Origin of the sequence: uncultured Aquimarina sp. (genome assembly GCF_947492115.1) — a bacterium.
Lineage (GTDB): Bacteria > Bacteroidota > Bacteroidia > Flavobacteriales > Flavobacteriaceae > Aquimarina.
In genome coordinates this window covers 1-22868 of the sequence record NZ_CANLMM010000015.1, presented here as the reverse complement: position 1 = coordinate 22868, position 22868 = coordinate 1, and the positions used below count along the sequence as shown (strand labels likewise).

The following is a 22868-nucleotide window of genomic DNA, read 5'->3' as shown; positions in this document are numbered from 1 at the left end:
ATTTCTTTCTTCAGATAGCTCTAGATTTTACTTGTTGGGATGTAAAATAACTGTATTTTTGCACCCTCAAAATAAACGGATTATGACTGAGTTTGTACGAAAAAGAGTAGCGAACGCCAAAAATGATATTCTATCTGGATTAACTGTAGCCTTAGCTTTGGTTCCAGAAGCAGTTGCCTTTGCCTTTGTGGCAGGTGTAGACCCGTTAGTTGGTTTGTATGCAGCATTTATGATTGGGTTGATTACTTCTGTTTTTGGAGGTCGTCCTGGTATGATTTCTGGTGCTACGGGGGCATTAGCCGTAGTAATGGTTAACTTAGTTGCAGAAGGGAATGCTATGGGAGCAGAAGGAGAGCAGTTAGGCTTGTATTATCTTTTTGCAACCGTTATTTTGATGGGAATTATACAAATGTTAGCAGGTGTTTTTAAACTTGGTAAGTTTGTTCGTTTGATACCACATCCTGTAATGATGGGGTTCGTAAATGGTTTGGCAATCGTTATTTTCCTTTCTCAGTTAGGAATGTTTAAAGAGTTTGTTGGAGGAGAAAAGGTTTGGATGCAAGGATCTGAATTATTCTTAATGTTAGGGTTAGTAGGATTAACAATGCTGATCATGTGGGGATTGCCGAAGATTAAAGCAACAGCCAAATTACCAGAAGCATTGATTGGAATTTTAGTAGTGTCGGCTATTGTAATTCTTGGTAAGTTAGATGTGGCAACTGTAGGTAGTTTTATTAGAGATGGTGGAGGAGAAGGTCTTAAAGGAGGATTGCCTCAGTTTCAGTTCGATATTTTTGATAAAGTGCCAATGAATATAGAGACCTTGAAATTTATTGGTCCTTATGCACTAATCTTAGCAGCTATTGGACTAATAGAATCTCTAATGACTCTGAATCTTATTGACGAATTAACAGAGACCCGTGGAAATTCTAATAGAGAATGTCTTGCTCAAGGAGGAGCGAATATCATCACAGGTCTTTTTGGAGGTATGGGAGGTTGTGCTATGATCGGACAATCGATTATTAATATCAAAGGAGGAGGACGTACTCGTTTATCTGGGATTGTAGCAGCAGTAACCTTATTAATGTTTATTCTGTTTGCTTCTGGATTGATAGAGCAAGTGCCTATCGCAGCCTTAGTAGGTGTAATGTTTATGGTTGTTATCGGTACTTTTGCATGGTCTAGTTTTAGAATATTGAATAAGATTCCTTTAACTGATGCTATCGTTTTAATTGCAGTATCATCACTTACTGTTTTCTTTGATTTGGCAGTAGCTGTAATAGCTGGTGTGATTATGTCTGCATTGGCATTTGCCTGGGAAAATGCTAAAAAGATTCGAGCTCGTAAACATGTTAAAGAAGATGGTACAAAGGTATATGAAATATGGGGGCCATTATTTTTTGGGAGTATTCAGGCATTTAACTCTAAATTTGATGTAGCCAACGACCCAGAAAATGTGGAAATTGATTTTATAGAATCTAGAGTAAGTGACCACTCTGCTTTGGAAGCAATTTTTAATCTTGTGGGTAAATACGAAGAAGCTGGTAAAAAAGTTAGAATTAAGCATCTTAGTGAGGAATGCCAGGCTTTGATGATTAAAGCGTCTCCAAGATTAGCAAATGTGATAGAGCATGATATTGATGATCCACGGTATCATGTAATGGCCAAGGCAATGAAGTAAACTGGCAATACGCTTTATTTTGAGATGTTTAAATCTCGATTGTAGTCTAAATAAAACGTATATTTCGGTTTTTAATCGAAATTAATATTAGATGGATATTCCTTTTGAGCCTGTAGTTTTTGGTGTTAAACTGAATGTTCATTTGATGCTTGAATATGCTGCCTTTTTTATCGGATTTCGATATTATATTTATTTAAGAAAAGACTCCTTAGACACAATATCTTCTTCAAATAGATTGTCTATTATTATAGGAGCAGTTTTCGGAGCTTTTTTAGGTTCTAGAATCGTTGGCTTTTTAGAAAATCCTTTAGCGATATCTTTTACTCCAGAATATTTAATTCAGATTATAAGTGCTAAAACGATAATGGGAGGTCTTTTTGGTGGTTTATTAGGAGTTGAAATCGCTAAAAAGATAATTAAGGAAAAAAAATCTTCGGGGGATTTGTTTACATATCCCATTATTCTTGGTATTATCATTGGAAGGATTGGTTGTTTTTTAGCAGGAATCAATGAATTTACCTATGGGAAAGAAACAACTTCGTTTTTGGGATTAGATTTGGGTGATGGATTATTTAGATATCCTATTGCTCTTTTTGAAGTGGTTTTTTTGATACTATTATGGATCGTTTTAAAACGTTTTCAACAGCGACTAGATTTAGAATCAGGTCTTCTTTTTAAATGTTTTATGATTTTTTATTTTCTCTTTCGTTTTCTTGTCGAGTTTCTAAAACCCAATACTTTTCTCATATTTGGGCTTAGTAGTATTCAGTATTTGTGTATCTTATGCCTACTGTACTATCAAAAAACAATTCGAAAAATCTTATATGCCAACTAGAAATTATACCTATTACGATTTTACGCTAAGTCTTTGTCCTATTTGTTTAAAAAGGATTGATGCTAAAATTGTTTTTGAAGATGATAAAGTTTTCATGTTGAAACATTGTCCAGAACATGGCAAATCCAAAGTTTTGATTGCTGATGATATAGAATATTACAAAAGCATAAGAAATTATAATAAACCTTCTGAGTTTCCGTATAAGTTTAACACAGCTACGGATTATGGGTGTCCTTATGATTGCGGATTGTGTCCAGATCATGAACAACATTCTTGTTTGTCAATAATTGAAGTTACAGATAGATGTAATTTAACTTGTCCGACCTGCTATGCTTCTTCATCTCCACATTATGGAAGACATAGAACATTGGAAGAGATTAAAAAGATGTTAGATACTATTGTAGAAAATGAAAAAGAGCCTGATGTAGTTCAGATTAGTGGTGGCGAACCTACAATACATCCTCAATTTTTTGATATTTTGGACTATGCAAAGCAATTGCCAATTAGACACCTTATGGTGAATACAAATGGTGTCAGGATAGCAAAAGATGTTGGTTTTGTAGAGCGATTAGCAAGTTATATGCCGGATTTTGAAATCTATTTACAATTTGATTCTTTGAACGCAAAAGTTCTGAAAAAGCTTAGAGGAGAAGATTTAACTGCTATTAGAAGGAAAGCTATAGAAAATTTAAATCAATTTAATCTTTCTACTACTATGGTTGTTACCCTAGAAAAAGGATTAAATGATTCTGAAATCGGAGAAATCTTATCTTTTGCTTCTCGCCAAAGATGTGTTAGAGGAGTTACATTGCAACCTACACAAATTGCGGGCCGACTAGAAGATTTTAATGCTCAAACGGATCGAATTACCTTAACCGAAGTTCGTAGAAAAATATTAGAACAATTTCCAATATTTGAGGCGGACGATTTAATTCCGGTTCCTTGCAACCCTGATGCTTTGGTCATGGGATATGCCTTAAAAAACGAAGATGGATTAACTCCGTTAACAAGATATATTAATCCTGCGGATTTATTAGATAATGGTAAAAATACTATTGTTTATGAACAAGATGTAGAGTTGCAGGAAAAAATGCTGGAGTTATTTAGCACTGGAAATTCTGTAGATGTTGCTTCCGAAAATCTTAAATCGATCATGTGCTGCTTGCCCGAGATAGACGCTCCGGAATTGGGTTATGATAACTTATTCCGAATTATTATTATGCAGTTTATAGATGCTTATAATTTTGATGTAAGAGCAGTTAAGAAGTCCTGTGTACATATTGTGAATAAGGACTATAAAATTATTCCTTTTGAGACAATGAATCTATTTTACAGAGATGATAAACAAGAGCGTTTAGAACAATTAAGAAAAGAGACTGTATGACTACCAATTTAATTTTATTAGAAGTAGGTAACCTAGGTGGTTTAGTATTTTTGATTTTACTCATATTATTTGGCCCACCTGCATTGCTGGCCATTATAGGTCTTGTTCTTTTTAGGAATAAAAAACGAAAGGCAGGAAAAGTATTCTTTATTCTATCGGGAGTATATCTTGTAATTGGATTAGGAATTTGTGGGATATTACTGAATTAGAGTGAGATTTTGCGTTACATTATAGTATCGAGTATAAGTCTTACCGCTAACTAAGGTTTTCTTATTTAGAAAATAGAAGCTACTACAGCTATATATGATGCTGTTAAATTAAACTCTCTCCAAAAGATATAAGTGTTCGTTTAGAATTTCATTTGGATCTTCTAATGGTGTATTTGGAGTGTAGAGTTTAGATAATTTACATTCATCAGTATGTTCTACTAACCGATATCCTTCAATTTGGGTGTAGTACGATGTGGGTATTGTTTGATGGGCAAAAGAATCATTCGTGTTATTATGACTATCAAAATAGTGTAATAGTCTTTTGTAAACATCTGTATGTTCAATTTCGGGAATATAAGATACACTACCTACCACATCACCGCTTGACTGTATATTTTTAAAAACTGTAAAAAGTTTATCTGTTACTTTTCGATCTAAAAAAAATAACACTCCTTCTAATACAATGAATATAGGTTGTTGGTTGATTAATCTGTTTAATTCTGTAATCATGGTTTCTTCAGAATCATGATTAAAATCAAAACTGATGTAGGTTGTATTACGTTCAGGTAATTTTCCTTCTCTGGTCCAAACTTCTATCTGATTCTTTTTGTATTCGATGATATCTTTCTTGTCTATTTCGATAGTATGCACATCAGCGCCTAATAAAAATTGATACATACTAAAACCTGCACCAAAATTAATTAGAACTCCTCCTTTGTTTTTAGAGAAAAAAGATTGTAGGCTTTCATGAAAAAATCTATTTCGTAAACTATGAAGGATGGATTCATTTGTAGATACGCTATCTAGAATTTCTGGAATAATAGCCTCTGTTTTCGGGTTATTCCATAGTTTGGCATAAATATCCTTACTTACACTTTCGTGATAAGAACGATACGTAGATACGATAAAAGCTGTTTCATGAATTTGCATTCATAAATGTAAGCTTTTTGAATTTTAATTAAAAAAATAAACACCACTATATCAAGCAAGAAAATAGTGGTGTTTTAATGTGTATATATTCAAAGAAATTATGGCAATAATCCAGTGATTTGTGTAGTGTCCACCATTATGGTGTCTTTTCGCTTTTTGTCATTACTATTCGCTAATCTTGTTGTCTTCGTACTATCAGTGATAAAACCATTTTTTATCATTAACGCCTTGTAAAAATCCTTTTTTGTTTCTCTAGTACTTGTTTTTACCTCTTTAACTTTAATGTCAAAATTATTAACAGCAATTAATGTTTGATAAAAATCTACTTTGGTATTCTGTACATTACTTATTTCCTTGTTGATTGTATTTAATGAAGCAATTTCTTGAGCATTCATAGTAGAAAAAGAAAGTAAAACAAATAAGGAAAGAATAATGCTTTTCATAGGATCGGGGCTTAGCGATTGTACTACTTGATTTGTACCAAATTTACAATCAAATAGTTATGAAATAAAATGATTTCACATCTTTTAGATAAAGAGGTCTTTTGTATCGATAAAAAACACAGTTTTTACGGTTTTACCGTAAAAACTGTGTTGACTTTTGTTAGAAAAAAGGGTTTTTGATAGTTTTTTTATTGTTAAAACTTCTTGATTTTTATTGTTTTATGAGGTTTTGAAAATTTAAAATAGATGGGTAATATTTTTTAAGATTGAGTTGCTTTGTAGCTTATGGCTTACATTTAATTTTGGTTTTTCTAGTCTATCTTTAGCAAGATAGTTATACAAAGGATAATTTATTAAAATCGGAGCCTAGAATTGTATGATCATTTACTTCGAGCCAGTTATCTAAAATAGATGCATAAATACTTCTAAAATCGACGGTGTATTTGATATCTCCATTATTATCAAGGTCAGATAGATTTGGTAATTCATTATAAATTCCAGCTTTTTTAAGAGATCCACTCATTATCATTACATTATTTGCTGCACCATGATCTGTTCCTCTACTGCCATTTTGTTTTACTCTACGTCCAAATTCTGAAAAGGTAAGTATTAATGTGTCTTTAAATTTATTATTCTTTTTTAGATCCTTTACAAGAGCACTAACAGCATTTGCATATATTCCCAGTAATCGATCTTGACTATTTACTTGATTTACATGACTGTCAAAACCTCCCAGCGAACTATAGTATACTCTTGTTTTTAATCCGGATATGATAAAATCAGCTATGGTCTTTAAATTCCGTGCGAATGCCGACTGCGGATATGTTACTTTAGATTCGTAAATTTTGGAAGTTTCATAAATATAAGAAGCAGAAGAGTACGTTTCTAACATAGTTTTATAAAGATAACCTTGGTTGTCCTCATGTAACATGTCTTCTTGAGTATTATTAATCAATTGATTAAAGAAAGGCTCCCTGGTAGTACGATGTAACTGTTTAGGATCCGAAACTGCGATGCCATTTAATGTGTTACCTTTCATAGCAAGAGATAAAGAATTATCAACTTCTATTGCTTGATACGGATGCTGGCAATTAGCATCGAGATATCTGCCTACCCAACCAGAAGATAAATACTGGTTAGTATCACTAGCCGTTTGCCAGATGTCCGTACTTCTAAAATGAGATCTGTTGGGATTAGGATATCCTACATTGTTTATGATACAAATATTGCCTTGATCATATAAATCTTTTATGGGTTGTAAAGCACTATTGAAAGCTAGATCATCGTTTATTTTTAAAGTCTCACTTTGTTTTTTGGAGATAGTAGGTCTTAACCGATGATAGATATCATTCTGTATTGGAATGATGCTGTTTAATCCGTCATTACCACCTGATAATTGAATAATGATTACATTTTTATATCCAGATAATTGTTCTGGTGTTAAAAACTCCATTCCTTTTAAAAATGATGGAACTAATGTGATTCCAGATGCAAAAACGGATTGTTTTAAAAAATTTCTTCTGTCCATGATTTCAAAGTTTTAACAAAGTTGGTATTCTGGTAAGCTCATTAGCTCAATAATAAAATTCTTGGTGTTTCTTTCTTCAATGGTGGAGATTACTTCTTGGGCACCTTTAGATAAATTAGGTTGAAGTACATAGTTTATCAATTGTTGTCTGGATTTTTGTTCTATAGCATCTAGAAAAGGTTCCCAATGAGGAGTAGCTTTCACTCTTTTCTGCATTTGTGACTTCATTTTGTTATAATACTTCTCTTTCATCATTGTAGTCATCTCACTATCAACAGTGTCATTTATTTCAATAACACCATTATTGAGTGAAACAGAAGCTAGTTTTAATCTAAGCATGAGTGTAGAGTTATCTATCCAGGATTTTCCGCCTTTCCATCCTGCAACATTGGGTGGGAAAAATAATACTTGATTCAATTTTCGCTGCAGGTATAATAATACCTTTGGATTCTTGTAGTGTATGTTAAAAGGTTTACTAAGTCCAACGATTAATTCTATCGGGGATTTTATTTTGGCTCCTATATTTTCATGATCGTAAAACCAATCGCTTTCCAAAACACCTCTTAATAAAGCTTCTATATTATAATTTGTTTCATAGAAAATAGAACTAAGTTTTTCTAGACGAGTTGGGTTTATACGTTCATTTACGAGGAACTTGTATATTTTTTCTGTAATGTATTTTGCCGTTTGCTTTTGTTCTAGAAGAATTTTTATAACATCTTCTCCTTTGAAATTCCCTGTTTTTCCTAGAATAGTTTTAGAGCCAAAGTCATGATGTTTTTGTCTAAAAACAAAAGTCCCTTGTTTATTAAAATTCCATCCAGTAAAAGCTCTTGCAGCTTCTTTTATATCTTTTTCGGTATATCCATTATCTCTGCCAAGTGTAAATAACTCCATAACTTCTCGAGCAAAGTTTTCATTTGGATTGTTCTTTCTGTTTTGTCTGTTGTTTAGGAATAGTAACATCGCTGGAGATTTAGAAACCTCCAATAGCATATCCTCAAAACTTTCCAGAGCATTTTTTCTGATTACATTATTTAAGTGTAGCGCTGCTCTTGGAGTTTTTAATCGAACAGCAAAATGATTGTGAAAAAACAAAGTCATTTTCTCTCTCAATACTTGTTTGCTCTCTGCTAATTGCCGTAGCCATAGTAAGTTGAGATCTAGCATTTTTTGATTACGAAGCTTTCGTAATTCCTTGCGTTCCTCGCGTGATAAGTTTCTTGGATCTTTTTGTAGAATTCCAAAGTCAAGAGATAAATCAGTTATCTCGTTACTTTCAGAAAACAAGTGATCTACAATTTCTTTTTTAGAAAAAGTTCTTGCACGTTTTAATTCAGAAGGAGAAATTCCAAAACCAGTACGCCAATAAAGATGTTGTATTTGTTTATCTGTTAGAAAAGAACTCATAATCAAAGTGTTTCTGCTTTGACTATCAATTTTAGAAAAGGTTTAAAGTACGAACTTTCTATTCTTAATTACAGTTAATTTCGCTTAATTCTGCAGTTTCACTTGTAGCATCACTCAGAGAAACATTTTCTGTAAATAGTACGAATCGATCAAGTGCATGAAAAGAAGATCTTGCAGATACTTCCATCATGTATGTTCCTGGTGTATCAAAAGTTACAAAAATGTCATGTGCGTCATTATCACTTGTAGATGCTTGCCATTTCCATTGATCTGCTGGACCACTCTTGTAGATTTTGAACCACCCATCTTTGCTGGAGCCATTAGGATTTGGTGTTTGACCTGTATCTCCTGGATAGACAATACTTTCATTGCGTTGACCAAAAAATGCAGAGGCATCAGGAAATCGTAACCAAGAATCGTTATGTTCGGATCCAGAAGTTCCATTCGTAATTCTTGATCTCCAGATAAATCTATAGGTTCCTGTGGTAGTAATGTTTATGTTATAAGTTAACAAACCATTTCCAGGAGCATTTAGAAATTGATCTCCTTTCCATACTAAATAACTAGTACCAGAAAAACCAGCTACAGAGTTTTCGTTATTCCAATCATTAATATTGTTGATACTTTCAAATTCTGCAACCACTAAACCATCCTTTTCTTCAAAAATGAAATTAGTCGCATTTTCGCAGCTAATAGGCGGTTCTATAGTGTTGTCATTTTCATCATCATCCGTACTACATGCGAAAAACGTTATGGACATTAAAAGTAGAGTGATACTAAGTTTTTTGTAGGTTTTCATAGCTAATTGATTGGGGTTTTAGATTTGGGATTATGTTGTTTAACGTGTTATTTTCTTTTGTATACTACTGTTTCAGGAACCAAGCCAGTCACGTCACCTCCGTTTCGGATAACATCTCTTACGATAGAAGAGGAGATATAGCTTTTTCCTGAGGAGGTTAGTAAAAATACAGTTTCAATTTCAGACATTTTTCTATTGGTGTGAGCAATTGCTTTTTCAAATTCGAAATCTGCAGGGTTTCTAAGTCCTCTAAGAATAAAGTTCGCATTTTGTTGTTTACAGAACTCTACAGTAAGACCTTTATATGTCATTACTTTTATCTTTGGTTCATCTTTAAAAGCGTCTTCTATAAAGCTTTTTCTTTCTTCCAAAGAGAACATGTATTTTTTTTCAGCATTTACTCCAATTGCCAATATAACTTCGTCAAAAAGAGTTAATCCTCTTTCTATAATATCATAATGTCCTAGCGTTATCGGGTCAAACGATCCTGGAAAAACAGCTCTTCTCATAAGTGACTTGTGATTATTTGGTATAAATATAGGTAAAGTTGAAATTAGTTATGATGCAAAAACAATGTTTCTTCCGTTATTTCCTGTTTATAGCTTCTTCTATAGTATTAGTTAACAGATCTTGTATACTTATTCCAGCGGCGATTGATTGTTGAGGTAAAATGCTAGCTTCGCTAAAACCAGGATTTGTATTCATTTCTATAAAATGAGGTTCTCCATCATGAAATATATATTCGCTTCTAGAAAAACCACTCATTTTTAGGATTTGATATACTTTTAAGGCCAGATTCTTTACCTTTTCTTCATCTTCTTTGCTTAGTCTTGCTGGAGTAATTTCTTGAGATTTGCCTAAATATTTAGCTTCATAATCAAAGAAATCATTTTCTGAAACAATTTCTGTAATTGGCAAGACTACGTCTTTTCCTTGGTAAGTAATTACACCTACCGAAACTTCTGTTCCGCTAAGAAAAGATTCAATAATAATTTCGTCATCTTCTTTATAAGCTACATCAATAGCAGGAAGTAATTCTTCTTCGGTGTTTACTTTAGAAACGCCATAACTACTTCCAGCCTTATTTGCTTTTACAAAACAGGGTAAACCAACGGTATCAATAATTTCACTGGTGCTGATTTTATCTCCTTTATTCAAGAAATAATTTTTGGCGGTAGGGATTCCATAAGGTTGTAAAGTGCTAATACAGTCTCTTTTATTAAAGGTGAGTGCTGCTTGATAAAAATCACAAGCCGTTTGTGGTATTCCAATTAATTCGAAATATGCTTGTAGTAAACCATCTTCTCCAGGAGTTCCATGTACAATGTTAAAAGCAGCATCAAAAATAATTTTAGTGCCATTCAGATTTAGGGAAAAATCATTTCGATCAATGGTGGTTTTTTGATCATTGTCATCAACGTAGTACCAAGAATCTTTGGTAATATGAATTTTGTACGGTTCATAAAGGTCTCTGTTCAAGTGCTTATAAACTACATTTCCACTTTTGATAGAAATATCAAATTCGCTGGAGTAACCTCCCATAAGGATGGCAATATTTTTCTTCATTGGATATGGTTTGCAAACAAAAATATCATTTATCCAACAACAAAAGCTAAAAAGTTTCCGTTTTTATATCTTTGCCGAAACTATCATCAGATACATGGATTTTTTTAAAGGACTTTTAAGGTTTATTTGGAGTAAAGCATTTCTTATTCAATTAGTAATTGCTGTCGCAATGACTGCTATTTTATGTTTTATAGCATTGAAATGGTTAGATAGTTCTACAAATCACGATCAGAGAATTGTAGTTCCAAGTTTAAGTAAAAAAACACTCGATGAGGTGAAAGAGCTTGTCGAATCCAAAGATTTGAGATTCGAAGTGCAAGATTCTGCTAATTTTAATCCTGATTATCCGCGTTATTCTGTAATTGAGCAGAATCCTCCTGCAGGAAATATGGTAAAAGAAAATAGAAAGATCTATGTAACCCTAAACCCATCGGGATATCGAAAAGTAGAAGTACCTGATGTTATTAGAAAAACCAGAAGGCAGGTAGAACCAAGACTAGTGGCTCTTGGCTTTAAAATAGGATCTATTACTTTTAAACCAGATCCTTCTGATCAGGTACTAGAACTTAGGTACAAAGGCAAAAGGTTGAAGCCAGGAGATAAAATAATGAAGACTTCTACCATTGATCTTGTTGTAGGTGACCAAAGTGGTAATCTACGACTTAATCCATAAATAAAACTTCTAAAAATAACATCTTTTGGAATCAGATCCAGATATAGACGATTTAGGACCTAATGAAGACGAATTGTATGAACATCATCGTTTTGTAGCAGGAGCAGGTCAAGTACCACTTAGGGTAGATAAATTTTTGATGAATTTTGTTGAGAATGCTACCCGAAATAAGATTCAACAAGCAGCCAAAGCAGGAAGTGTTTTTGTCAATGATATTCCGGTAAAATCAAATCACAAGGTAAAGCCTAACGATGTGGTAAGAGTGTTATTTGCTCATCCACCTTATGAGAATTTGCTAACACCAGAGGATATTCCATTGAATATTGTTTATGAAGATGATGCTCTGTTAGTAGTGAATAAGCCCGCTGGAATGGTTGTGCATCCTGGTCATGGTAATTACTCCGGAACTTTGATTAATGCCTTAATTTATCATTTTGATAATTTGCCTAATAATAGCAGTGAGCGTCCAGGTTTGGTGCACCGAATAGATAAGGATACCAGTGGTTTATTGGTGATTGCTAAAACTGAAGACGCTATGACGCATTTAGCGAAACAGTTTTTTGATAAAACCTCAGAAAGAGAATATGTAGCAATTGTTTGGGGGAATCTAAAAGAAGATGAAGGAACAATTATAGGTAATATAGGTCGTCATCCTAAAAATAGACTTCAAAATACTGTTTTTGAGAGCGATGAAGCAGAAAAAGGAAAACCTGCAGTTACACATTACAAAGTTATTGAACGTTTAGGATATGTTACAATGGTTTCTTGTAGATTAGAAACTGGAAGAACGCATCAGATACGTGTGCATATGAAACATATTGGTCATACACTTTTTAATGATGAACGATATGGTGGTGAAAAAATCTTAAAGGGTACGACTTTTTCCAAGTATAAACAGTTTGTAGAAAATTGTTTTAAAATACTACCAAGACAGGCATTGCACGCAAGAACTTTGGGGTTCGTACATCCCGTTACCGGAGAAAAAATGCACTTCGAAACCTCAGTACCTGATGATATGCAACAATGTGTAGAACGTTGGAGAAATTATGCTAAAAATCAGCTAACTAAAGAATAAATGTGTCTTTATTGAAATAAATTGGGGAATGCTCATTTATTAATAGTATATTGGTGCTTTAATTATTTATAATGAACAAAGGAACAGTAAAATTTTTTAATGACTCCAAAGGATTTGGATTTATTACAGAAGAAGGATCTAATCAAGATCGTTTTGTACACATTTCGGGCTTAATCGATGAAATTCGTGAAGGTGATGAAGTAGAGTACGAACTTAAAGAAGGTAAAAAAGGAATGAACGCGGTAAACGTGAGAGTATTATAATATATACATTTTGACTTTTTTAAAGAACAAGCCCGTCTGATACAGACGGGCTTTTATGATTTTTACAATTGCTTTTAATGTGATTTTATGGTTAAGAATAAAATTTATAAACTGCTTTAATAATCTTGTCTGCTCTAACTAAATTGAGTTGCTTTATATATTTGTATGTTCGATCTAAATAGTCTTGGGCTTCTTGATTTCCACTAAAATATTTTCTGGCTGTATATAGATCTAATGCTACTATTAAATCGTCAGTAGTGAAATCAACACCAGTATATTGTTGTAATAGCTGTAAATACATAAAACCAAATTCTTCTGTGGGTTCAATCATGGTGCCTTCTCCAAAATCATTCCAGGTAATAAGTTGAATAAAATCTGCAATTTCATGATGTGTATAATTTAGTGTTTCTGCAAAGGTTTGCCCTTGATTATGGTCGATACTCCATAAATTAATCCCTTCAGACCATCCACCTTCTGCATAAAAGCTATCAAAACCAGGATAAGAAGACCCAACAATGGTAAGATTTTCGGTATCGTAATTATTATAATAATGCTCATGGGCTAGTAGATGATCTTGGTCTACCCATAAAAACTCTCCAGTAGCATTCTGTCCTACTAAATTATTGGCTGCCCACAAGGTTAAAAAGTCTGGACGGTTATCAGTGGGTAGGATATCGAAAATAGTGTCCCATTCTTGTTGGGTGGTGATATGATGTGGTCCAAAAACAAATAGTAAATTTTTATCATTGTGTTTTATGTAATTAGGGCTGGTAAAGTAGGTGTTATTGATATAGGTGAAATCTTCCTGAGCTGCTTCAATAATACTGTTCGATAATCCTAGGTCATATGCTTGCTTAGCAACCCTATCTTCGTACATAATTGAAAAATCAAAATCTAAATCCTCCATAATTTCAATAAAACTTTCCGTAGCACTTTTAATATTTTCGTAATCGTAGAGATCCTTACTTCCATACCAATCAAATATAACTCCATCGATTCCGGCTAATTTCATCATTAAAAAATGATATTCATGTAAGTCAGGGTCGTTAGAGGAGTATGGACCTATTACGGGATAAAAATAAGAAGCTATTTCTTGTTTGCCGTTACTATCTGTAATATCAGGATTTTTATTAGTCATTGTCCAATGTTGTCCCCAGTATCCATCGTAATCTTTACTTTGAAACCAAGGCATATAATGCATATAAACTTTTTTAGGGTTATCTTTTGCTACATCCATTCCAGATATATCCGCCACATAACCGCTTTTTTCTAATTTGATGATTTCTGCTTCTTCTTCCAATACTTTTTTTAATTGGGCATCAGTGTACGTTGTGTCTTGAATTCTTTGGGGGACGGTTTGTTCTGGTTCGATGCTTGGAAATTCTTCTTTTTCACAGGAATAAATGAAAATCATTAAGGCAACCATTAAAAACGCCTTAATCGTAGGTTGTAGTTTCATTGTCATATAGGTTTATTAATTAATTACACAATACAGATAAGCGTGATGTACTAAAAAAGATGGGAAGTGTGAATTGCTAATTAAAATTAGCGATATATGACTACTGTGTTTCGAAAGTGTTTTTATGTTTAAAACGTTATAAAGGTAAGGTTTTTTTTCTGTTAAAAATATTAAAGCCTTTATTTTTATATGTTAATTTATTCCTTAACAGTGTGTTAAACCGTGTAAAGAAGAAGCGTTTATGTATTTTGCAATAAAGTATATCAATGCTTCAATAGGTAAGAATTACTCGAGTTGATTTTATTTATTCCAGTACTATTGTATTTTTGAAAAAACGAAATTCACTTCATGAGGCACGTCAAAGTATAATAAACAATGATGAGTTTTATGTCTAACACCAGCCTTTAGTGCAGTGTAACTTATAAAGTAATATTGTAAACACATGAAAATTGTAGTATCACCAGCAAAGTCTTTAGATTTTGAAACCGCATTACCTACTCAAAAATATACGGAGCCTTCTTTTTTGGTTGAAGCTGAAAAATTAAATACTATTCTTCAAAAAAAGTCACCAAAAAATTTATCAGATCTAATGAGTATTAGTGATAAGTTGGCGCAATTAAATTGGCAACGAAATCAAGATTGGAGTCTTCCATTTACACAAGAAAATGCGAGACCTGCAGTATATGCTTTTAATGGAGATGTTTATACAGGCTTAGATGGTTATTCAATTCCAGAAGATAAATTAGATGTCTTACAGGATAAATTAAGAATCCTTTCTGGTTTATATGGTATACTAAAACCATTAGATCTAATTCAACCGTATCGTTTAGAAATGGGGACAAAACTAAAGGTAGGACGAAGTAATAATCTATATGAGTTTTGGAAGAAGCAGCTTACGGAACAACTAAATAATGAATTGAAAGATGATGAATTATTTGTAAATCTAGCAAGTAACGAATATTTCAGTGCGATTGATAAGAAAGCCCTGAAAGTACCTGTGATCACACCTCAGTTTAAAGATTGGAAAGGGGATAAATTAAAAATGATCAGTTTCTTTGCTAAAAAAGCAAGAGGAATGATGGTGCGTTATATCATAGATACTGGAGCGGAAACTATAGAAGACTTAAAAGGTTTTAACTATGATGGTTATGGTTATAGCGAAGAATATACAACAAAACCTAATGAATTGGTTTTTGTAAGGTAATTCCAATGTTCTTATTTTGCTTTTATATTCGATATTAGAATAAATTTCTAAATGCTCCTAATTTTAGTATCTTAAGCCTTCAATATTTTAGGCTTTTTTGGATGCAAAAAATCATTAATTCTCTAGATTGGATTGGGGAAAAAATTGGAACTCTTGTCAGTTGGGTTGCGGTTCTATTGGCGGTTTTAGTAGGATTAGATGTTGTTATGCGATATGTTTTTCAGTTCACGTTCATTTGGATGATCGAAACCGAAATTTATCTCTTCGGAATGCTTTTTCTAATAGGTTCCGCGTATACTTTTAAACATGGGAAACATGTTAGAGTAGATGTTTTTTACACTAGATTTTCCGAAAAAGGAAAAGCCTGGATAGACCTTTTAGGAGGGGTATGTTTATTAATTCCTTGGTGTTATGTAGTGATTGTTTCTTCTTGGTATTATGGATTGTCATCCTTTATGATCAATGAAGGATCTCCCCAACCAGGTGGATTACCAGCTTTGTACGTGCTAAAATTTTGTATCACCTTGGGGTTTGCCTTTTTATTATTGCAAGGAGTTTCTGAAATGCTAAAATCTATTCAGATAATTTTTAAGAGAGATATCTAATGGAGTTTTTAGCGGTTGTTTTATTTGTAATCATATTCATTTTAATTCTTAAAGGATACCCTGTAGCTTTTACTTTAGGTGGGATTTCTGTTGCTTTTGCTTTTGGTGTTTCAATTTTCGCGCCAGAACAGTTTACCATGTCTACATTTTATTTATTGCCTTCTAGAATTATGGGGGTTGTTAATAACTATGTGTTAATGGCAGTTCCTTTATTTATTTTTATGGGAATCATGTTGGAAAAATCTGGGCTCGCTCAAAGCCTTTTGGAAACAATGGCGATGATGTTTGGTCGAGTTAGAGGAGGTTTAGCTATATCTGTTGTTATTGTAGGTGCTTTATTAGCCGCATCAACAGGAATCGTGGGTGCAACAGTGGTAACTATGGGTTTAATTAGTCTCCCAACGATGCTAAAAAGAGGGTATAAGACAGAACTCGCAGTAGGAGTTATTGCCTCTTCGGGTACCTTAGGTCAAATAATTCCACCGTCTATAGTATTGGTGCTGTTGGCGGATACGATTAATAGTTCATCAAGAGGAGCAGCGTCTGTAGATGTGGGAACCTTATTTTCTGCGGCCTTATTACCAGGTTTGATATTAGTTGGGCTTTACATTCTATATATTTTGATAAAATCATTTGTTCATAAGAACGACGCACCGAGTATTCCAGCAGAAGAGATTGCGGAGTTTAAAGGGACTCATTTTGGGCCCAAAGTTGTTAAGGTGTTATTGTTGCCAGTACTGCTAATTGTTATAGTGCTAGGATCTATATTTAGTGGTATTGCATCGCCAACAGAAGCTTCTGCAATTGGGGCTTTGGGAGCAACGATTTTAACGATTATTCAGAAAAAGTTTTCATTTAAAATAGTAAAAGAAGTAGCTCAAGAAACGACTCGTCTTACATCGATGGTATTCTTTATCTTGTTAGGAGCTACCACATTTACACTGGTTTTTAGGACTTTAGGAGGAGATCGATACTTACAAGAATTGATTATTTCATCTCAGCTGACTCCCTTAATGTTTCTATTATTGGTAATGTTGGTAATTTTTATTGCGGGTTTCTTTATTGATTTTATAGAGATCGTATTTATTATCGTACCAGTGGTAACACCTGTTTTTAATGCTTTGGATATGAATATGCTTTGGGTAGGAATTTTGATGGCATTGAATTTACAAACTTCATTTTTAACTCCTCCATTTGGTTTTGCGTTGTTCTATCTGAAGGGAGTCGCGCCAGATACAGTAAAAACAAGCCAAATATATAGAGGGATAGTTCCTTTTATTGTTATACAACTTTTTATAGTAGGCTTAGTATTATTTTTTCCAGAGATTATTTTTAATAGTAATTAATTAGAATAACTAAAATCATGAGTTTATATAAGATACGGAGAGATAGATTTTTGAAAACATTCATATATGGTATTCTAATGATGTTTTTTTTGTCTTGCCTTGGAGAACCTCCTGCAAGTATGACTAATCCTACTTCCTATGATACTACTAAGCCTGACAAAATATTCCATTGGAAGATGACTACAACTTGGCCACCTAATTTTCCAGTGGTCGGGGAAGTAGCGGAAAAATATGCAGAATGGGTAGAGGAATTGTCTAATGGTCAAATTAAAATTAAAGTATATGGTGGAGGAGAATTAGTACCACCATTAGAAGCATTTGATGCGGTTTCTCAAGGAACTATAGAAATGGGGTGTGGTGCATCGTATTATTGGGCAGGAAAAACTCCAGCAGCACAATTTTTTGCCGCAGTACCTTTTGGGATGAATAGCCAACAAATTACTTCCTGGTTAGAGGTAGGAGGAGGATATGAACTTTGGAAAAAAACATATGCACAGTTTAATTTGGTTCCTTTTATGGGAGGGAATACTGGAGTGCAAATGGGAGGGTGGTTTAATAGAGAAATTAACTCTGTAGAAGATTTTAAAGGTTTAAAGATGCGTTTGCCAGGTATTGGGGGTAAAGTGCTAGAAAAAGCTGGAGGAGCACCAATTTTGGTAGCTGGTAGCGAAATTTATACGAGTTTAGAACGAGGAGTTATTGATGCTACGGAATGGATCGGACCTTATCATGATTATAAAATGGGATTTCATAAAATTTCAAAATATTATTATACACCAGGTTGGCATGAAACGGGTTCTCAGTTAGAGTTTTTTATTAATAAAAATTTACACGATGCACTGCCACCGCATCTTCAAGCTGTCTTACAGGCTGCTGCCAAAAGGGCTCAAGTTTGGGTGTTGTCTGAATTTGATAAACAAAATGGTATTTATTTAGATAAATTAGTGAATGAAGAAGGCGTAGAGGTAAGAGAATTTTCTAAAGAAACTTTGGACGCATTACGAAGTTATACTGATGAAGCCATTCAGGAAATGATAGGAGACGATCCTTTATCTAAAGAGGTCTATGAAAGCTATTCCAACTTCCAGAATAGGATTGCTAAATGGTCTGAAGTAACCGAAAAAGCATACTATAATAAAATACAGAAATAGGTATTTGTGTTAATTCAACGTATGAATTTGCTGTTAACGTTTAAGGTTTAACAGAAAGAAATAGTTGGTTAATAATAACTACAAAAATTAATTATTTCAGGGATTCTGTTTAAAATGTATTGGAAGTGTTCATTCGAATCGATATCTTCGCAGCGAATGTTCGCTAAATATTATTTAAACACAAAATTTTTATCATGCAAATTAAAAAGGTTTTAGTTGCTAATCGAGGGGAAATTGCCATCAGAATTTTCAGAGCTTGTACAGAGATTGGTTTACAAACCGTAGGAGTTTATACCTATGAGGATCGATATTCTTTACATAGATATAAAGCCGACGAAGCTTACCAAATTGGGGCAGATAATGAACCTTTAAAACCGTATTTAAATATTGAAGCAATTATACAAGTTGCTAAAAATAATAATGTAGATGCGATACATCCAGGATATGGATTCTTATCAGAAAATGCAGATTTTGCACAACGATGTAAGGAGAATGATATTATTTTTATTGGTCCTAAGGTATCCGTGCTACGATCTTTAGGAGATAAAATTATGGCAAAAGAAGTTGCCATCGCTAATGATATCCCAATTATTCAAAGTAATAAAGAAGATCTTACAGATATTAAGATCGCAGTTAAAGAAGCAAAGAGAATTGGTTTTCCTGTAATGCTTAAAGCTGCTTCTGGTGGAGGAGGTCGTGGTATGCGTGTAATCCGAAGTGTGGAAGAGTTAGAAAAAGCCTACCCAGAATCACAAAGAGAGGCGTTAAATGCTTTTGGAGATGATACTGTTTTTTTAGAAAAATTCGTAGAAAACCCTAAGCATATCGAGATACAGATTGTAGCAGACCATCATGGAAATATGGTACATCTTTTTGAGCGTGATTGTTCGGTGCAGAGACGATATCAAAAAGTAATTGAATATGCTCCTTCCTATGGAGTGTCTCAAGATATATTGGATAATCTTTATCAATATGCACTAACTATATGTAAAGCTGTAGATTATAATAATATAGGTACCGTAGAGTTTTTGGTGGATGATGACGGTAGTATTTATTTTATTGAAGTAAATCCAAGAGTACAGGTAGAACATACCGTTACAGAGATTGTGACTGGTGTAGATTTAATTAAAACACAGATTTTTATTGCTGGAGGATATCAACTTTCAGATAAGCAAATTAAGATCGAAAGTCAGGAAAGCCTTAAAGTAAATGGCTATGCTGTACAATGTAGAATTACAACAGAGGATCCAGAAAACGATTTTAAACCTGATTATGGTACCATAACTACTTATAGAAGTGCTTCTGGATTTGGTATTCGTTTAGATGCAGGAAGTGTTTATCAAGGCGTTACTATCTCTCCTTTCTTTGACTCCATGCTAGTAAAGGTTTCAGCAAACAGTAGAACCTTGGATGGAGCTTGTAGAAAAATGCGAAGAGCGTTATCAGAATTTAGAATTAGAGGGGTGAAAACCAATATGCCTTTCTTAGATAACATTCTTAATCATACTACATTTAGAAAAGGAGCAGTTACTGTTAATTTTATTAGAGATACCAAGGAGCTTTTTAAAATTAAAGAGTCTCGTAACCGAGCGACAAAGCTGGCAAACTTTTTAGGAGATATCATTGTTAATGGAAATCCAGATGTAAAAAAAATGGATCCATCCAAAACCTTCGTTACTCCTCATATTCCTGAATTTGATAAAAAAGCAGCCTATCAAAAAGGTACAAAAGACCTGCTTACAGAATTAGGACCTGAGAAATTTGCGGAGTGGTTAAAAAATGAAAAGAAAGTTCATTTTACAGATACCACCATGAGAGATGCCCATCAAAGTTTATTAGCTACTCGAATGCGAACGTATGACATGCTTAAAGTCGCAGAAGGATTTGCAAAAAACCATCCAGAAGTGTTTAGTATGGAAGTTTGGGGAGGTGCTACATTTGATGTATGTCTACGATTTTTAAGAGAAAACCCGTGGGAACGTTTGCGCTCTTTAAGAGCAGCAATGCCAAACCTATTATTGCAAATGCTTATTAGGGGATCTAACGGAGTTGGATATACTGCCTACCCAGATAATCTAATTGGTAAATTTGTAGAGCAATCTTGGGAGAACGGAGTAGACGTTTTTAGAATCTTCGATTCATTAAACTGGATGAAATCTATTGCACCTTGCATAGAACACGTAAGAACACGTACACAAGGACTTGCAGAAGGATCTTTGTGTTATACAGGCGATATTTTAGACCCAAAACGTACCAAGTATACCTTAGAATATTATGTGCAATTAGCAAAAGATATAGAAAATGCAGGAGCACACATATTAGGAATAAAAGATATGGCAGGTTTACTAAAACCTTATGCTGCCTATGAATTAGTTTCTGCATTAAAATCAGAAATCAATATACCGATACATTTGCATACGCATGATACTTCTTCGGTACAATCTGCGACATATCTCAAAGCGATTGAGGCTGGAGTAGATGTGGTAGATGTAGCTTTAGGTGGATTGTCTGGGTTAACAGCGCAGCCTAATTTCAATGCAGTTATGGAAATGTTGAAATTCCATGATCGTGAGAATCCGATGAATATGTCTAAATTAAATGAGTATTCAAATTATTGGGAAGCGGTACGAGAATATTATTATGTATTTGAATCTGGTTTAAAAGCAGGTACTGGTGAGGTATATCAACATGAAATTCCTGGTGGGCAGTATTCCAACCTGAAGCCACAAGCACAAGGTTTAGGACTGGCAGATCGTTTTCATGAAATTACCAAAATGTATGGAGAGGTAAATGAATTGTTTGGCGATATCGTAAAAGTGACTCCAAGTTCTAAAGTTGTTGGAGATATGGCGCAATATTTAGTAAGTAATAATTTAACCATAGATGATGTAAAAGAAAGAGGAGAAACGATTTCATTTCCTCAATCTGTAGTAAGTTTGTTTAAAGGAGAATTAGGACAACCAGAAGGAGGTTTTCCAAAAGAACTTCAGAAATCAATATTAAAAGATCAAAAACCGTTTACCAATAGACCTAACGCACATCTCGAACCAGTAGATTTCGAAACGGAATTTAAGGATTTTGTAAAGGTCTTTAAAAAAGGAATGGGAAGAGAGTTAGATATTACAGATTTTCTTTCTTATAAGCTATATCCAAAAGTATTTACAGGAGCTTACAATCACCATTTGCAATATGGTAATGTAATGAATATTCCTACTAAGAATTTCTTCTATGGAATGACTCCAGGAGAAGAAATTATTATAGAATTAGATAAAGGTAAAATCTTATTGTTTGAGCTAATTTCTATCGGAGAGCCTCAGGATAATGGAATGGTTACCGTCTTTTTTAAAGTAAATGGACAAACCCGAAATGTTGAAATCAAGGATAATTCTATTAAAGTAGATAAAATTGTTCACGTCAAGGCTGATAAAGCGGACGTAAAACAAATCGGAGCTCCATTACAAGGATCTTTATCTTCAGTATTGGTGAAAACTGGACAAGAAATAAAGAAAAACGATCCATTGTTTATTATCGAAGCTATGAAAATGGAAACTACTATTACTGCAAATGAGGATGCAGTAGTAAAGAAAATAGTGCTTAAATCAGGAACGATGGTTGAAGCCGATGATTTAGTGATTACTTTAAAATAAAGAATAATCCTATTTATATGTATAAAAAAAGTCTTTCAGAAACCTGAAAGACTTTTTTTTAACTAAAGATAGATGCTAATTTTTTATAATCTGTTTTATTGTATTTCCTTTTTCTCCTTCAATATTCATAAAATATACTCCAGAATTTAATTCAGATATATCAAATGTGGTATTACGAGTTTCGAATACTTTTTTACCTGTGATATCATATATCTCCGCTTTTTTTATGGTAATAGAAATGTTTAAAAGTCCTGAAGTTGGAATTGGGTATACTTGTAATTTATCAGTAATCAATTCTTCATCTTCATTGCCAAGACTTGCTATTAAATAACAAGAAGATCTCTGAGTACATCCATCTAATGTAATATCCACTGCATAATTTCCATCTTGTGTTGCTGTAAAAGATTGATTTGTCTCACCTGATAATGGAGTGTTAGTATCACAATCAATCCATTGATAGGTAGCGCCAGAGGTAGTCGCAGTTAAAGTTGGACTAAGAGAATCATCTACGGAAGCATCAGGTGATTCCAACACTTCTACAGTATCAGAATCAGTATCTGTACATCCATTTGCATTGGTAAAACTATAGGTAATATTTTGATTTCCTATACCTGCAGTAGTAGGATTAAAGGAATAAGTAGTTCCATTGCCATCATCAGT

Annotated in this window: 21 protein-coding genes; 12 read left to right on the top strand and 9 right to left on the bottom strand. The window is 33.5% G+C overall.

Translation table 11 applies throughout. The features are described from left to right. The first annotated feature begins 82 nt into the window (after window positions 1-82). From Q1A73_RS23630 to Q1A73_RS23615, 4 genes are all read left to right on the top strand, one after another. Window positions 83-1681 (top strand): SulP family inorganic anion transporter, encoded by a 1599-nt coding sequence (locus Q1A73_RS23630; RefSeq protein ID WP_299611011.1) that lies wholly within the window; start codon window positions 83-85, stop codon window positions 1679-1681. A gap of 91 nt (window positions 1682-1772) precedes the next feature. Further along, complete coding sequence (locus tag Q1A73_RS23625; RefSeq protein ID WP_299611008.1) at window positions 1773-2516, top strand: prolipoprotein diacylglyceryl transferase family protein; 744 nt, start codon at window positions 1773-1775, stop codon at window positions 2514-2516. Continuing rightward, a complete protein-coding gene (locus Q1A73_RS23620) occupies window positions 2506-3900 on the top strand; it encodes a radical SAM protein (protein ID WP_299611006.1) in 1395 nt (464 codons plus the stop codon). The genes Q1A73_RS23625 and Q1A73_RS23620 overlap by 11 nt, the downstream gene beginning before the upstream one ends. Then, entirely contained in the window at window positions 3897-4109 is a 213-nt protein-coding gene (locus Q1A73_RS23615) for a hypothetical protein (RefSeq protein WP_299611003.1), read from the top strand. The genes Q1A73_RS23620 and Q1A73_RS23615 overlap by 4 nt, the downstream gene beginning before the upstream one ends. Window positions 4110-4217: 108 nt before the next feature. Here the strand turns inward: Q1A73_RS23615 and Q1A73_RS23610 are convergent, their stop codons facing one another. The 7 genes from Q1A73_RS23610 to Q1A73_RS23580 form a co-directional block, all read right to left on the bottom strand. Further along, on the bottom strand, window positions 4218-5039 hold the full coding sequence (locus Q1A73_RS23610) for a class I SAM-dependent methyltransferase (RefSeq protein ID WP_299611000.1): 822 nt from the start codon (window positions 5037-5039) through the stop codon (window positions 4218-4220). A 98-nt stretch (window positions 5040-5137) separates the two neighbouring features. Then, on the bottom strand, window positions 5138-5482 hold the full coding sequence (locus tag Q1A73_RS23605; RefSeq protein WP_299610997.1) for a hypothetical protein: 345 nt from the start codon (window positions 5480-5482) through the stop codon (window positions 5138-5140). Between the two features lie 334 nt (window positions 5483-5816). After that, window positions 5817-7010 (bottom strand): DUF1501 domain-containing protein, encoded by a 1194-nt coding sequence (locus Q1A73_RS23600; RefSeq protein WP_299610994.1) that lies wholly within the window; start codon window positions 7008-7010, stop codon window positions 5817-5819. A gap of 12 nt (window positions 7011-7022) precedes the next feature. Further along, window positions 7023-8420, bottom strand: coding sequence for a DUF1800 domain-containing protein (locus Q1A73_RS23595; RefSeq protein ID WP_299610991.1), 1398 nt, complete (start codon window positions 8418-8420; stop codon window positions 7023-7025). Window positions 8421-8484: 64 nt separating this feature from the next. Beyond that, entirely contained in the window at window positions 8485-9219 is a 735-nt protein-coding gene (locus tag Q1A73_RS23590) for a hypothetical protein (RefSeq protein ID WP_299610989.1), read from the bottom strand. 47 nt (window positions 9220-9266) lie between these two features. Then, window positions 9267-9728 (bottom strand): pantetheine-phosphate adenylyltransferase, encoded by a 462-nt coding sequence (gene coaD / locus Q1A73_RS23585; RefSeq protein ID WP_299610987.1) that lies wholly within the window; start codon window positions 9726-9728, stop codon window positions 9267-9269. A 76-nt stretch (window positions 9729-9804) separates the two neighbouring features. Beyond that, window positions 9805-10785, bottom strand: coding sequence for a D-alanine--D-alanine ligase (locus Q1A73_RS23580; RefSeq protein ID WP_299610985.1), 981 nt, complete (start codon window positions 10783-10785; stop codon window positions 9805-9807). A gap of 94 nt (window positions 10786-10879) precedes the next feature. Between Q1A73_RS23580 and Q1A73_RS23575 the strand changes: the two genes are divergently transcribed. From Q1A73_RS23575 to Q1A73_RS23565, 3 genes are all read left to right on the top strand, one after another. Further along, window positions 10880-11458, top strand: a complete 579-nt coding sequence (locus Q1A73_RS23575) for a PASTA domain-containing protein (protein ID WP_299610982.1) — start codon at window positions 10880-10882, stop codon at window positions 11456-11458. A 25-nt stretch (window positions 11459-11483) separates the two neighbouring features. Continuing rightward, window positions 11484-12533 (top strand): RluA family pseudouridine synthase, encoded by a 1050-nt coding sequence (locus Q1A73_RS23570; protein WP_299610979.1) that lies wholly within the window; start codon window positions 11484-11486, stop codon window positions 12531-12533. 71 nt (window positions 12534-12604) lie between these two features. Further along, window positions 12605-12796 carry a cold-shock protein gene (locus Q1A73_RS23565; RefSeq protein WP_299610976.1) on the top strand — a complete coding sequence of 64 codons (192 nt, stop codon included), beginning with the start codon at window positions 12605-12607 and terminating at the stop codon, window positions 12794-12796. A gap of 91 nt (window positions 12797-12887) precedes the next feature. Here the strand turns inward: Q1A73_RS23565 and Q1A73_RS23560 are convergent, their stop codons facing one another. Next, window positions 12888-14255: a glycoside hydrolase family 71/99-like protein gene (locus Q1A73_RS23560; RefSeq protein ID WP_299610974.1), complete on the bottom strand. Its 1368-nt coding sequence runs from the start codon at window positions 14253-14255 to the stop codon at window positions 12888-12890. Between the two features lie 442 nt (window positions 14256-14697). Here Q1A73_RS23560 and yaaA point away from each other — a divergent pair, with 442 nt between their 5' ends. From yaaA to Q1A73_RS23535, 5 genes are all read left to right on the top strand, one after another. Then, window positions 14698-15459, top strand: coding sequence for a peroxide stress protein YaaA (yaaA, locus tag Q1A73_RS23555; RefSeq protein WP_299610972.1), 762 nt, complete (start codon window positions 14698-14700; stop codon window positions 15457-15459). A gap of 101 nt (window positions 15460-15560) precedes the next feature. Next, entirely contained in the window at window positions 15561-16064 is a 504-nt protein-coding gene (locus Q1A73_RS23550; RefSeq protein ID WP_299610970.1) for a TRAP transporter small permease subunit, read from the top strand. After that, entirely contained in the window at window positions 16064-17410 is a 1347-nt protein-coding gene (locus Q1A73_RS23545; RefSeq protein WP_299610968.1) for a TRAP transporter large permease subunit, read from the top strand. The genes Q1A73_RS23550 and Q1A73_RS23545 overlap by 1 nt, the downstream gene beginning before the upstream one ends. Window positions 17411-17427: 17 nt before the next feature. Beyond that, a complete protein-coding gene (locus Q1A73_RS23540; RefSeq protein ID WP_299610967.1) occupies window positions 17428-18561 on the top strand; it encodes a TRAP transporter substrate-binding protein in 1134 nt (377 codons plus the stop codon). Window positions 18562-18755: 194 nt separating this feature from the next. Then, on the top strand, window positions 18756-22208 hold the full coding sequence (locus tag Q1A73_RS23535; RefSeq protein WP_299610965.1) for a pyruvate carboxylase: 3453 nt from the start codon (window positions 18756-18758) through the stop codon (window positions 22206-22208). Window positions 22209-22283: 75 nt separating this feature from the next. Here Q1A73_RS23535 and Q1A73_RS23530 read toward each other — a convergent pair. Then, the coding region (locus Q1A73_RS23530) for a T9SS type A sorting domain-containing protein (protein ID WP_299610964.1) at window positions 22284-22868 on the bottom strand (585 nt) is incomplete at its 5' end.